Genomic DNA, 12,403 nt, shown 5'->3' on the forward strand with positions numbered 1-12,403 from the left:
GTTAGGCCGGTGCGACAAATGTTCCATGCTCCAGGTGATAGTGCTTAGTGAAATGGATATAGTCTATCGTCTCGTGTGAAATCACAATCAGGATTTTATTGGTAAACTCATCCAACAAACCCTCAATCTGCACGCGCGAGGCCGCGTCAATTCCGGAAAGAACTTCGTCCAGAATCAGCACATCGGCCGTAGAGAAAAGGGCCCGCAGCAGCAGCACCTTTTTGCGCTGCCCCGTGGAGAGGTTACGCCCGTTTTCATTGATGAGGAAGCCCAGTCCCTCCTCTTTGGTGGCTATGAAATCATACAGGCCTATCTTCTTGGCCATCTTCATAATGCGGGCCGGCGACACCTTGCGGCCAAAAGCTATGTTATACTCGATACTATCGTTGAATAAAATATCTTCGTTAGTGACCAGCAGCAGCTTTTCCTTTACTTTTTCCGGGTCGAAGAAGCGGCGGTCTGTCTCGTTGAGCAGCATCCGGCCTTTGGTTGGCTCATAAAGGCCGGTCAGCACTTTGCTCAGCGTGGACTTGCCCGAGCCATTTTGGCCTTCAATGCGGATCTTATCGCCCAGCACCGCCTTCAGGGAGACGTTTTGTAAGACTAAATGCTGCGGATTATAGCCAAATTCCAGGTTTTGCAGCTCCAGGCTGGTTATTGAAAAGTCCTCTATGCCGCCGGCAGCCGCCGGCCGGGGAGTTTCTTCAAAATCCAGATAGCGCCGCAAAACCACCTCGTTTTCCTGCAGTTCCAGATTCTCGGACAGGATACCGCGCAGCGCAGAAAACACCCTTTCGGAGAGGGCTATATAGGTAATAATTTGCCCCAGGGAAATTTCATTGGCCGCAATGGCCTTTTTAGTCAGGATGATAATAATCAGCAGGGAGGCCGCCATGGTAATGATGGACACCACCGCGCTGTTCAGTAAGTCCACATACTTATTCCTCAGCTGCACCTTCAGCAACTGATCTACAATCTGCAGCAGCTTCCGGGAGTATATCTCCTCAATGCGAAATGATTTCAGAACCTGAATGCCGTCCAGCTTCTCAATCATGCGGGTGAAGAATTCGGATTTGCGCAAAAAGCGCAGGCGCTCATTTTTCTTGAGTATGGGCGTTACCACGCGAAACCATACATAAAACACCGCCATTACAAAGCAGATAATCAGCGTCAGCTTGGCATCGATATAAAAGAGGATGGCCAGCGAATAGAGCGACACGCATACATCGACAATAATGCTGGTGAAAAAGCGCAGGAAAAAGGTCTTTAGCCTAAAGGCATCACTCATCCTTTCGGTGAGGTCTCCCCGCTTGAAGGACTGGATGTAGGGAAGGGAATATTGGTTTAGCTTTTCATCAAAGCGGGTCAGAAAGTACTTATCCAGGATATTCCCCATGTGTACTCCCACAAAGGACACATTGAGCCGGGTTACCAGATCAAAGAGTTTGAAAACCCCCAGCCCAATGGCAAATACCACCAGGGTGTTCAGCTGATAGGATGGCAGGATATAGTCAATAAGGATCTGGTTAATGAAAACCGACAGTTGGGCCGTCATGGCCGAAAACAAGGCCACGAAAATGTAGATATACCAAATGCGGCGGTTCTGGCCCAGATCCTGCAGCAGGGTCAGATAAGGGCTCTGCTCAGGCCGCACGCCGGCCGGCTGAAGGGGCTCCTGCCGGGGCTTCTCCGGTTGGGGTGCCACGGTTAATACCAGGGGCGTCCGGAGCATCATGCGGGTTTCTTCCTGCTGCAGCGCCCGGAAATGCTTGGGCAGCGCTCCGGCCTCCTGATTAAAGAGCAGGTCGTGCAGAAATTTTTGCTCGGCTTCGGGATCCTTCAGCCCAAAATTCTCTTTGAGATAAGAGAAATAAGAGAGCTTATTAAAGAGCGTACTGGCGTCGTTGGTGGTTAAGGCTTGTTCAATTCTGACATGGTAGGGCGCTAATTCCTGATTGCAGAGCACCATGAGCTTTTGCTCCATTTGCACCAGGTCCCAATAGCTCTTGCTGAAGTAAGCCATGTTCTTCAGCTCGGGTAGCGTCACATAATACTCATTGGCCCGGGCGGGGTCCAGTACGCGCAGCTTGTCGCCTTTTACTTTATCTACCACTACATAGTGCAGCCCATCCTCGTGCACAATGGGCATAATAAACGGCAGCAGTTCCTGCCAGGCCGCGGGCGTAGCTTGCAGATAATGCACATCCAGCACCCGCAAACGAGTGGTAAACTCATGCTGCTGCAGGAAATTCTGTAAGTCGGTCAGGCTAGACCCCTGTTCATCTAAAAAGATGTTCTGCTGGATATACTTTCGACTAATATCCTGATCGAAAATATTGAAGATGGTTTTTACCGCGCTTACACCACAATCATTGTTTTTTAGCTGACAGTCCACCATATAATTCAGGATAAGAATGGATAGTATGTCGCAATTGGCTTCCGCGTCTTCCCAGAGGATTTTGCTAGGTAGCTTCCGCCATTGCAGCCGCGCTTTCAACGGCCAGGGCGTGCTGCCACGTGCTTAATAGCTCCTGGCCAGAGGCATAGCGCGCGGCCGGGTCTTTCTCCAGCGCGCGCAACAAAACCTGCTCGTGCGGCACGGAGGCGCTGAAATGCTGGCTGAAATCATAGCTGGCAATGGAGGCGGCGCGCTCCAGCCAGGTTTCGCCCGTAAAGGGCAGCCCCGTGTGATAGAGCTTGAAAATCACGAGGGCAATCTGGTACACTTCCGCCCGGAAGTCGGCGGCCTGCTTACTGAACTTGTAATTGTGATACCGGATGCGCTCCGGAGGCATATAAGTAGGTACGCCCCCACCACAGATGCACTGCTCCCGATCAGAAACGCCCACCCGATACGAAAAACCAAAGTCAATCATGGTGGCGCGGTCCTTATTCACCATAAAGTTGCGGGCGTGAATGTCGCCGTGCACAATACCGTGGGTATGGAGATGTGCCAATGCCGCCAGAATCTGCGTAGCCAATAGCGTTTTATCAGCCTCCTGAATGCTGCCGCTCCGCACTGCCTCCGACAATGATTCTCCCGGCAGATATTCAAGAACAGCGTAGTGATATGGCTGAGTATGATAGGCATGCAGTGCGCAGATGCTTGGGTGCGCCGGCAAGGAACGCATGATATCAAACTCTTGCCGGAACTCTTCAAAGGCGTCATCCAGCCGGGTATTGCGGCGGATGCTCTCCGGTTTATGGGAAAACATTTTCAGCACCACCGCCTGACCGGATTCTTCATCGGTGGCGCGGTAGAGCTGCACCTTATTGTGCTGCATCAGTAAATCGGTAATGAGATACTGCCCAAGGTGCGCGCCGGCTTCGTAAGCCGGTGGCAGAGGAGTTATTTCCGCTTCGCCCTCTTTTCGCACAACTTCCAGCCGGTGCAGGTCTTTCAGAAATTTGGCTACCAATGGCTCCACTACGGCCGTACTGGCGCCCTCAATCAGAGCTTGCAGGCCGCTAACCAACTCCTGAGCCGTTTTAGGTTTATCCAGAAGGCCGATGAAAGTGGCAATTGTCCGGTTTATTTTATACTCGTGTTTAAATGTTTCGATATAAAATTCCTCTTCGTGTTCCAGCACGCTAACTCCTTGCGAAAGGTAGAATCGTTGGTCTATCATAAAAGCAGAAGATTGGAAGATAATTGTAATTGAAGCGGCATAAGCAACCCTGGCAGCTACTGCTGCTCATCGTCAGACAATTGGGAAGTAGTAGCGGAAAAGTGGCCCGGGCGCAAGCCTATAAGCCCCACCGTTGCGCAAGTCTGCGCAGCACTAATTTTGATTCCTCGCTGGGCTTATATTTTTCTATTCTTTCCTAAAGTACGTTTATATAATATGGGGTCTACTTAATTCATCCAGCTCAAGGAAAATTAAACAAAAGCTGAAAAGACAGAATTACGCTGGACTCTCCAGCTTTTGTTTAATTACCAAAACAAAACACACCTTATAATGATCAATAATTACCAACACCCTCATGCCATATCTTTAGTCAGGCAGCATTAGGGCATTGCTCCGAACTTAGCAATGGCGACGACGACGACGGTGGCTGCTTGAGCTAGTGGTGGAGCTAGAGCTAGAGCTCTTGCTATGCCAGCGGCGGCGACGATGGCCGCCAACAATTAACTCTACTTCCTGCACTTGCAACTCAGACACGAGGTTTTCTAAAGTAAGCATGGTTATTAGGGTTAAGTAGGTGAAAAAAATATTTTGGCAGCTGCGTCTGCTAAGATACAGAAGCCAGAGTTGAAATTTCTAATTTTTATAAACATGTTTATTTAATTTATAATTATTCCAATTAAATTTAATATAAATTAAGTATTATTTTATATGATTTTACTTAGTAAGTATTACACAAAGCTTTTAAAGCAAACCTTAAATCCGCCGTTATAGATTAAAGAATATAGCAGAATTAGTCGAGCTTTAATTATTTTTAAATTATTAATATAAGATATGTTTTTATAAAGTTTTTAGATTTTAAATTCCCGAAATTTTATAAAATCTCAACAATTATTTTTGTTTCATTAGGCAATCAAAGATTTAGTTAAATTATTGCCGCGTTAATTATTAAATCAGTCTGATTCACAAAGACTTGCACCCACTTACCAATGTGTATCACAGTCACCAGCAGGATGCAGCTTTATAATAGCCCAACAGGCTCCTCTGTCAATCAGCGGCCTTGGATGCCTGGGTAGAGTTCAGTTACAATATCACTCTGTACAAACTCCTTGGTGCGCACATTCATCATACTTAAGCGGCCGGAAAAGCCGGCGCCCTGATCCAGGTTCCACACGTTGGCCCGCTGACAGGGCACCTGGCTCCAGCTCCAGGTAGGTGTATGGCCGATAAAGCATTCTTCGTATCCCAGGGCCTCCTGCTCCTCCCTCCACAGCCTCCGCGACCAAACCAGGTCATAAGGGTCCTGCGCCCCAATAGGCTCAGCCGGATCGTAGCCGGCATGCACGTAGAGGTTGTTATGCTCGTCTTCGAAGTAAGGCCGCTGCTCGCCAAAGAAAGCGGAAAAGTGGCGCCCCAGGTCCTCCTTTGGCCGCTGCTGATACGCCTCCAGAGTAGCCTGCCCCCCCTGCCGATACCACGCTTTGTTGACGGCCTCTACCGGCGGCTGAGTGGCCAGCCACTCAGCCGCCCACCAGTCGTGGTTGCCCTGCAGCCAAATGCTGTTAGGAATACTGAGCAGCCGCTCCACGCAAGCCGGCGTTTCAGGCCAGCCGTCCGCCACATCTCCCAGCTGGATCAGACGGTCAATGCCCAGACGAAAAGGGCTGCGGTCCAGCACCTGTTGTAGGGCCCGATAAGCACCATGTATGTCCCCTATCACATACGTTTCCATGCTTATCTGTACGGTATTACAGAAAAAGCGGGTACCAGTATCGGAGAGGCTTTAAGCCGGGATTATTGTTTCATGCTGCTTAAGGGCAAGGCACTGCTTCTCGGGGTATACAGCTGCCTGCTCCTTTTGCACGGTGCTTTCCTTTGACTTCTTGCAACGTATATGCTGAAGCTTTTACCACCACCCTTCCCTATCGCGCAGGCTGGAAATGTGCGCCAGGTGGTGCCGCCCGTGCCAGGCATACATGGCCAGAGCCTGATCCAAGGTGAATTCCTTTTGGGAGCCGGGATGGTAGAAGCAGCGGGCCCACTGCTCCTCAGTTAGCTGGCGCAGGAGCGTAGTCCAGCGTGAGTGCAGGGCATTCAGCAGGGACAGGGATACGCCTACGGAGGTGGCCGCTACATCTGGCAGCTCCGACCAGGCACCTTCATCATAGGGCTTAATAGTGGGCACATCTTCGGTGAGAGCCAGCCGGAAACGCATATAAGCATTCATGTGGGAATCGGGCAGGTGGTGCAGTACCTGGCGCACCGTCCAGCCTCCCGGGCGGTACGGGGTATTCAGCTGTTCCGGCGTCAGGCCAGCGGCGGCGGCGCGTACCTGGTCGGGCAGCATAGCTAGTTGGGCCATCAGAGCCATGCGGGCGCCTGAGGAAAGCGGGCCGGCAGGTAGTTCTGCCTGGCCAATAGGATAGCGAAGGTCGGTTTCAGACATAAGCGAAAGAACAGTTGCGGGCGGTAAGTTACAAGGTTGCCTCAAGATGGGAATCAACCTAAAACAGCAATGGCTTCCTCTATAGGAAGCCATTGCCGGGAAATGCAGGAAGCCTATTAGTCTTTCCGCTTATTGAGTTCGTCGCGAATTTTAGCGGCTTTTTCGTAGTCTTCTTTCTCGAGGGCCTGGGCCAGCATTTTAGTCAGCTCATCCAGAGAAACCTGCCCGGTGGGCTCACGCGGCTCCGTGGGGGTAGGCCGGGTGCCGGTGTCATCGTCCTCATCCTCGTCGTCCTCATCCGTATCCTCGCCGGTTTCGTCGAGGTCAGAAAGGATAATCCCGGCTTCGCTCAGCACGCTTTCTACGGTGTAAATCGGCACGCCGAAACGCAGACCAATGGCAATGGCATCAGAAGGGCGGGCGTCCAGCTCAAAGGTACTGGCCCCATCAGAGCACACAATCTTGGAGTAGAATACGCCTTCCTTCAGGTCAGATATCACTACTTCCAGAATAACCACGTGCACGTGCTCGGCAAACGACTTAAACAAATCGTGGGTGAGCGGGCGGTTGGGGCTGATTTTCTCTATCTGGATAGCAATACTCTGGGCTTCAAACATGCCGATGATAATCGGCAGCCGCCGGTTGCCGGTCTTCTCCCCCAGAATAAGGGCAAACGAGCCGGATTGCGACTGGCTGGAGGAAAGGCCCAGAATTTCGAGCTGTATTTTTTTCAAGGTTGTTGGGGTCTTGAGGACGTAGGGTCTTAAGGATGTGGGGGCAGGCCTGAGTAGATGATACGTGCAAAGAAAAGAAAGGCTCCGCCCCTGTACTAACAAAACCTGAAAAAGACTTAGGGCCCTGGGAAAACCCGTTTACTTAGAAACAGGTTTTTCCCAAGACCCTAAACTCCTAAAACCTAGCCCAGCTCTTTAACAGCCTGGGTCAGTTTGGGCAGAACATCGAATACGTCGCCTACAATGCCATAATCAGCGGCTTTGAAGAACGGGGCTTCGGGGTCTTTGTTGATAACCACAATTACCTTGCTGGAGTTTACCCCGGCTAGGTGCTGAATAGCGCCCGAAATACCGCAGGCAATGTACAGGTTGGGCGAAACGGTGATGCCCGTCTGGCCCACGTGCTCGTGGTGAGGGCGCCAGTCTACGTCGGAAACCGGCTTGGAGCAGGCAGTAGCCGCTCCCAAGGCCTTGGCTAGGTCCTCAATGAGGTGCCAGTTTTCGGGGCCCTTCATGCCGCGGCCACCGGATACCACACGGTCCGCTTCGGGCAGCAGAATGCCGCCGGCCTGGTCCTGCATGATTACCTGCTTGGGCGCATCGGCAAAGTCAGCATCGGAAAGCTGGGCCGAGAACGATACAACCGGAGCGGTTTTACCGGCTTCGTGCAGCGGCTCAATAGAGTTTTTCTTAACGGCAATAATTTTCCGCTCACCCTGCAGGGTAACGTCGGCAAAGGCTTTGCCCGAGAAGGCGCCGCGCTTTACCAGGAACTGACCACCATTGATCTGGGGCAGCTCTACCACGTTGGTAGCCAGGCTGGCCTGCAACCGCACCGACAGGCGCGAGCCAACGGCCGCGCCAATGTTGGAGTTAGCCAGGATAATTACTTTGGCGTCTTCCTGCTGCGCGGCGGCGGCAATGAGCTTGGTGTAAGCACCATTCACGAAATCCTTCAGGCGGGGCTCGGCGTCATACAGCACTTTGCTGATGCCTTGCTCTCCCAGCTTGGCCAGATTGGCTTCGGTAGCCTCACCTACGGCAATGGCCGTGGCGGAAGTACCGAGCATCTGGGCTACCTGGCTCCCGTAAGAAGCCACTTCCAGCGAAGATTTTTTCACTTCGCCGTTATCACATTCTACTACTACGAGTACGGACATATTTCCTGGAATTATGAATTCATCCTTCTGAAGCCATTGTTCAGTTTCAATAGTTAAACCAACTGACTTACAGCAAGTTTAACAATAGAAAGAGGCCAAACTTCAAAATTTATAATTCGAAGTTTAGATGACTTTGGCTTCGTTGCGGAGGAGCTTGATCAGGTCGCCGGCACTTTCAGCGGGGATAAGCTTTACGCCTTGCTTCTTGGGGGGCAGCGCATACTCGGCTACCTCGGTGCGGGCACCTTCGCCTACGGGCTCAATAACCTTCAGGGGCTTGGTGCGGGCCGTCATGATACCGCGCATGTTGGGAATGCGGGGCTCACACATGGGCTGCTGGCACGAGGCCACGAAAGGCGTATTTACCTCCACAATTTCTTTGCCGCCTTCAATTTCGCGCTCCAGCGTGGCGGTGTTGCCGTTCATATCCAGCTTCATGGCCGGGGCTACGGTGGGGATGCCCAGCATCTCACCTACCATGCCGTGCACCTGGAAGCCGTTGTAGTCGATGCTTTCCTTACCCATCAGAATAACATCGTAGCCGCCTTCTTTGGCTACGCTGGCAATCTGCTGCGCCACGAAATAAGCATCCTTGGGATGAGCATTCACGCGGATGGCGTCGTCGGCCCCAATGGCCAGCGCCTTGCGGATATTGGGCTCGGTATCGGCCTCGCCTACGTTCAGCACGGTTACGGTGCCGCTGCCCTGCGCTTCTTTGAGCTCAATGGCACGGGTGAGGGCATATTCATCCCAAGGGTTAATCACGAATTGCACCCCTGCTTTGTTGAATTCCTTGTTATCGGGGGTGAAGGTGATTTTGGTGGTCGTGTCGGGGACGTTGCTGATGCAAACGAGAAACTTCATCTACGGCTGCTTATATGGAGGGATAACTACGGGAAAACCCCAAATTTGGGGCGAAGATACTGAAAACTCACTCCCTATGGAAACCGCGTCAAGCCGCCTGCAGCAACTCCTCGCCTTTTATCAGGACGACCCCAACGACCCTTTCACGATATACGCGCTGGCCACGGAGTATCGCCCCACTGATCCACAGAAAGCGCTGGGCTTCTACCAGAAACTACTGGATGAGCACCCGGATTATGTGGGTACGTATTATCACGCCGGTAAGCTGCTGGAGCAGCTGGAAAAGCCGGAAGAAGCTGAAAAGGTTTACCGCCTGGGCCTGCAGGTAAGCCGCCGCGCCGGCCAGCTGCATGCCGCCAGCGAGCTGCAGGGCGCCCTGAACCACGTACTGGGCCTGGATTACGAAGACGACTAAGCCCGACTTAAAAAACTGCTTTCGCCCAGGCTACGGCGGCGGCGGGGGTAGCGGCAAAGGCATCGGCCCCGGTAGTTTTCCAAAGCTCCGGGTCGGTGCTGAACGCGGCGCCGCCTACCAGCACCTTTATTTGGCTGAGCTGCAGGTTTTGCTGCTTGGCAGCTACCAGCTCACGCACTACGGGAATGTGCTGCGGCATGGAGGCCGCCATAGCCAGCAAATCGGGCTGCAGATCCTGCAGCAGGTGCAGCAGGCTTTCCGTGGGCGTGTTTACACCCAGGTAGTAGATTTTCCAGCCTTCCATCTCCAGATAGTCGGCAATGATGCGGGCGCCCATGCCGTGCAGGTCGCCGGCTACGGTGGTCACTACGGCCATGCGGCCGTTGCGGGGCAGCATTTGCCGGAACTGGTAGAGCTGCGCGGCCGCCAGCTCGGTGGTGGCTGTGCAAAAATGCTCCTGTGCTATATTAATGGTGCGGTTGTGCCACCGCTCCCCTACTTCCCACTGCACGGGCACAAACACGTGCTCATAAATGGTATGAATATCGGTGCCGCGGCGGGCTTCTTCTACAATCAGCTGAATGGCGGCCTGCCGGTCGGCGGCCATCAGGGCCGCCAGGTAGCGTTGGGCCAGCCCGCCCAGCGGATTATCAGCCATGGGAAAGGTTACCTGCGTCTGCTCTACCAATGGCAATGACTCACTCAGGTAGCCAATGGCATCGTTCAGGTATTTGGCAGCCAGGATATAGGCCGTAATGGGCAGGCGCTGGGAAAGCACCTGTTTCAGGGCAACCAGCTGCGAAGTCAGCTCCTGGTCGCGGGCGGGGCTACTGTCCTGCTTGCGCAATTGTTCGATATGGGTATCAAACAACGGCGCACTATCCATCTGAATGGCCAGGGCCAGCGGGTAAATCTGATTCTGGATTTCGGTCAGCTTCTCGGCTTCATCTAATGTAGCACTACCATTGGCGGCCACCTGATAGGCACGAAGGGCAGTGTGGGCTACTTCATCGGTAGTCTCGATGAGGGTACGGGCAGTTTTTTGGGCAAGCTTGGCACTCATGCGGCGAAAATTACGAAATCATTGCGTTTCCCAAAACCTGTACAAACCATATTAATATTCCTATAATCACATCTAATTCCTTTCTAAGCCTTGCTTTTGCGGGCAGTTTCCTCTCCTCTTCAGGCTCTTAAAGACAGGTACGGCTAAATCACCGGAATAGTCTTGGCTTTATGATTTTTAAGATTCAATAACGGCCCAAGGAATACGTAAAGATTTAGGAGTCAGTTATGCAGCCATGTTTCCATACGCGGCAGATAAAAGGCCGGAGAACCTTAATCAGATTTCCGAAAATTATGATTGGCTGTCCGAGCCCAGCCTCCCTTTGTTCCGCTACTCGGCTCATTGAATCTGCCCATTTGAGAAGCTTCAGGGGCTGATGCTTTTCAGCAATTACCCCCGGATGCATCATCTTTAATTCATTGACATTAAAATCATTACTATGTATCTTATACAACCGCCCGGGCAGCATACCTTCCTGCCTTGGCGGCAGCACATGCAACCCTTCAATTATCAGCAGGCCCACAACTTTGTTAATACGTGGCTGGCAACTCACCCCGACCGGCTTCGCTACCAGCGCAATGACCCCGCGCTGTTGCGCAACTGGTGCGAGGCCGCCGAGCGCCGCCTGCTTACGGGCATCCCCGACGATGCGGAATTTATTCTGCAGCGTTTCGCCAACAAAGCGGAGTCCTCCAGCATGTAGCCGGCAGCTGGTGCTTAGTGGTGCTGTTGTTCCTCACTGCAGGGTGCAGTCGGGAATAACAGCTTTTTTTTGGAGCAAAATATGCTGGGAATTGAGCACGAAGGATCTGAAAAAAAGTGCTTCAGTTTGCAACCTTGCTCTTGGTTAAGACGTAAAGCCAAAGTTTTGCGCAGGCCAAACTGAACTTTAGGAGCAGTTTGGTTGTCCCGTTTCCATGCGTAAGACCATTCTGCTGGGGCTGGCCGTGCTGACAGGCACCGCTACCCGCACCTTGGCCCAAACATCGGGCGACGAATTAACTGACTCGCCATTCGTGCGAAACATCCGCCCTGACCGGCCGGGTGTCACCATCACCACTAACATGCTCTACCCGGGCCAGGTGCAGCTGGATGCCGGCATGAGTCAGCTACCAGCTACCGGTAGGTTTGGGGCCAGACGGACCATGTCTTCGGCCACACTGCGGGTGGGCTTCTTCAACCACATCGAGCTTCGGGCCACGCAGAACTATCTGCATGCCCAGCCCCGGCCCTCTACCCTGGAAACCCCCACTACACTCGCGGTAGCTGGCTTTGCCCCGCTAACGGTAGGCGCTAAGTTTTTGGCCTCTACCGTGCAGAATGCCCGCTCACAGGTAGTAGTGCTGGCCGAGATGACGCTTCGTAACGGCGACGCGTCTTTTCCCGCCAAAACCTATGAGCCTTCCGCACGCCTGCTGATTTCACAGATGATTGGGGACCGGTATGGCCTGGAGGGCAACTTTGGGTTTACCCAAAAAGGGTTTAGGGCCGCTGACACCAAACGCGGACAATACCTGGGGTCCCTGGCGCTGAACGGGCCTTTAAGCAACCATTTTGGCTTCTTTTCGGAAGCCTATGTGCTGGGCCGTCAAACCTGGCAGCCAGGCGTAACAACAGGGGTGTATTGGCGCCCGGTGCCTGGTTTCCGGGTAGATGCCAACGCCGGACATCAGTTTAACGCCCCCGGTGGCGGCCTGCAATTAGGGGCGGGCGTAAGCCTACGCCTACCTAACTAGCTCATTCACTTATTTTTGCGCTCATTCCTGCTCCCAGGGGTTCTTGAATAAGAACCCCTGGGATTTTTTTATTTTTATAGTTTTTATAAAAATAATTCTTCTTTAAAGACTAATTGTTAGGAAATAGCCGACAGCATCCCTAGTTTTGTTTTATCAATTCTATAATAGTTAATAAAGTCAGCAATGAAGAATATTTACCGTCTCCTATTACTATTCTCACTCCTTTTAGCAGCGCACGCTACCCTGCGGGCCCAGTCTAAACACGACAACCCCTCCCGTACCGTTACCGGCCTCGGCGACCCTGAGCCCGCTATGCCCCGGATTTTCACTAATTCTATTGCCGGGGTTAAGCCGGAGAC

The 12,403-nt window shown here is 52.6% G+C and carries 11 protein-coding genes; 3 read left to right on the forward strand and 8 right to left on the reverse strand.

Translation table 11 applies throughout. From position 1 onward, the window contains the following. Position 1 precedes the first annotated feature (1 nt). From AM218_RS08045 to AM218_RS08075, 7 genes are all read right to left on the reverse strand, one after another. Complete coding sequence (locus AM218_RS08045; RefSeq protein WP_054413382.1) at positions 2-2,398, reverse strand: ABC transporter transmembrane domain-containing protein; 2,397 nt, start codon at positions 2,396-2,398, stop codon at positions 2-4. A 64-nt stretch (positions 2,399-2,462) separates the two neighbouring features. Next, positions 2,463-3,629 (reverse strand): serine/threonine-protein kinase, encoded by a 1,167-nt coding sequence (locus tag AM218_RS08050; protein WP_082318128.1) that lies wholly within the window; start codon positions 3,627-3,629, stop codon positions 2,463-2,465. A gap of 1,048 nt (positions 3,630-4,677) precedes the next feature. Beyond that, positions 4,678-5,346: a metallophosphoesterase gene (locus tag AM218_RS08055; protein WP_197274039.1), complete on the reverse strand. Its 669-nt coding sequence runs from the start codon at positions 5,344-5,346 to the stop codon at positions 4,678-4,680. A 186-nt stretch (positions 5,347-5,532) separates the two neighbouring features. Further along, complete coding sequence (locus AM218_RS08060; protein WP_054413385.1) at positions 5,533-6,072, reverse strand: YfiT family bacillithiol transferase; 540 nt, start codon at positions 6,070-6,072, stop codon at positions 5,533-5,535. Positions 6,073-6,188: 116 nt separating this feature from the next. Continuing rightward, a complete protein-coding gene (locus AM218_RS08065; RefSeq protein WP_044513275.1) occupies positions 6,189-6,806 on the reverse strand; it encodes a bifunctional nuclease family protein in 618 nt (205 codons plus the stop codon). A gap of 182 nt (positions 6,807-6,988) precedes the next feature. After that, the gene (locus AM218_RS08070) at positions 6,989-7,966 is read right to left on the reverse strand and encodes an electron transfer flavoprotein subunit alpha/FixB family protein (protein WP_054413386.1); all 978 of its coding nucleotides are present in this window, start codon (positions 7,964-7,966) and stop codon (positions 6,989-6,991) included. Between the two features lie 123 nt (positions 7,967-8,089). Further along, positions 8,090-8,830 (reverse strand): electron transfer flavoprotein subunit beta/FixA family protein, encoded by a 741-nt coding sequence (locus AM218_RS08075; RefSeq protein ID WP_054413387.1) that lies wholly within the window; start codon positions 8,828-8,830, stop codon positions 8,090-8,092. A 76-nt stretch (positions 8,831-8,906) separates the two neighbouring features. Here AM218_RS08075 and AM218_RS08080 point away from each other — a divergent pair, with 76 nt between their 5' ends. After that, positions 8,907-9,245: a hypothetical protein gene (locus AM218_RS08080; RefSeq protein WP_054413388.1), complete on the forward strand. Its 339-nt coding sequence runs from the start codon at positions 8,907-8,909 to the stop codon at positions 9,243-9,245. A gap of 7 nt (positions 9,246-9,252) precedes the next feature. On the opposite strand, the gene AM218_RS08085 is transcribed toward AM218_RS08080, so the two are convergent. Further along, complete coding sequence (locus tag AM218_RS08085; RefSeq protein ID WP_054413389.1) at positions 9,253-10,308, reverse strand: cobalamin B12-binding domain-containing protein; 1,056 nt, start codon at positions 10,306-10,308, stop codon at positions 9,253-9,255. A 439-nt stretch (positions 10,309-10,747) separates the two neighbouring features. Between AM218_RS08085 and AM218_RS08095 the strand changes: the two genes are divergently transcribed. Together AM218_RS08095 and AM218_RS08100 are read left to right on the forward strand one after the other, a co-directional pair. Continuing rightward, entirely contained in the window at positions 10,748-11,011 is a 264-nt protein-coding gene (locus AM218_RS08095) for a hypothetical protein (protein WP_157547580.1), read from the forward strand. Between the two features lie 214 nt (positions 11,012-11,225). Then, positions 11,226-12,044, forward strand: coding sequence for a transporter (locus AM218_RS08100; protein WP_054413392.1), 819 nt, complete (start codon positions 11,226-11,228; stop codon positions 12,042-12,044). Positions 12,045-12,403 lie beyond the last annotated feature (359 nt).

The organism is Hymenobacter sp. DG25A, from assembly GCF_001280305.1.
Taxonomy (GTDB): Bacteria; Bacteroidota; Bacteroidia; order Cytophagales; family Hymenobacteraceae; genus Hymenobacter.

What these genes read in the sequence shown, in the direction of transcription:
- AM218_RS08085 (WP_054413389.1), bottom strand. Translation starts at nt 10,308, where the DNA reads ATGAGTGCCAAGCTTGCCCAAAAAACTGCCCGTACCCTCATCGAGACT.
- AM218_RS08095 (WP_157547580.1), top strand. Translation starts at nt 10,748, where the DNA reads ATGTATCTTATACAACCGCCCGGGCAGCATACCTTCCTGCCTTGGCGG.
- AM218_RS08060 (WP_054413385.1), bottom strand. Translation starts at nt 6,072, where the DNA reads ATGTCTGAAACCGACCTTCGCTATCCTATTGGCCAGGCAGAACTACCT.
- AM218_RS08045 (WP_054413382.1), bottom strand. Translation starts at nt 2,398, where the DNA reads ATGGTGGACTGTCAGCTAAAAAACAATGATTGTGGTGTAAGCGCGGTA.
- AM218_RS08100 (WP_054413392.1), top strand. Translation starts at nt 11,226, where the DNA reads ATGCGTAAGACCATTCTGCTGGGGCTGGCCGTGCTGACAGGCACCGCT.
- AM218_RS08050 (WP_082318128.1), bottom strand. Translation starts at nt 3,629, where the DNA reads ATGATAGACCAACGATTCTACCTTTCGCAAGGAGTTAGCGTGCTGGAA.
- AM218_RS08075 (WP_054413387.1), bottom strand. Translation starts at nt 8,830, where the DNA reads ATGAAGTTTCTCGTTTGCATCAGCAACGTCCCCGACACGACCACCAAA.
- AM218_RS08070 (WP_054413386.1), bottom strand. Translation starts at nt 7,966, where the DNA reads ATGTCCGTACTCGTAGTAGTAGAATGTGATAACGGCGAAGTGAAAAAA.
- AM218_RS08080 (WP_054413388.1), top strand. Translation starts at nt 8,907, where the DNA reads ATGGAAACCGCGTCAAGCCGCCTGCAGCAACTCCTCGCCTTTTATCAG.